At 69.7% G+C, this 251-nt stretch carries 1 protein-coding gene; it reads left to right on the top strand.

Going from position 1 to position 251, the window contains the following annotated elements; all coding sequences use genetic code 11:
- The coding region (locus ACKPVM_RS20515) for a hypothetical protein (protein WP_409311589.1) at window positions 1-251 on the top strand (251 nt) is incomplete at both ends.

Raw genomic sequence — 251 nt, 5'->3', positions numbered from 1 at the left:
CACCTACGGACTCGGTCGCCCACACGCCCGCGCCCGCGCCAGGGCTCAGCCAAGATCCGTCCTCGCAGGGCGAACCGCTCACCGCATCGGGTACTGGCTCCAACACGCCGCAGATCCAGCCGCAGGTCGAGACACAGCTGCACGAGCAGCCGCCCACCGGGCCTGTGACGGACAACGAGACGCTCGCCGTGCTTGCAGCAGGCGCCGAGGCCGAGCAGCAACCTGCGGCCAATGAAGAGACGCTCGTCTCG

It is taken from the genome of Pectobacterium hainanensis, from assembly GCF_046237015.1.
Lineage (GTDB): Bacteria > Pseudomonadota > Gammaproteobacteria > Enterobacterales > Enterobacteriaceae > JBJYIN01.
The sequence above is the reverse complement of the archived record's forward strand: the minus strand, read 5'-3'. Positions and strand labels throughout refer to the sequence as shown.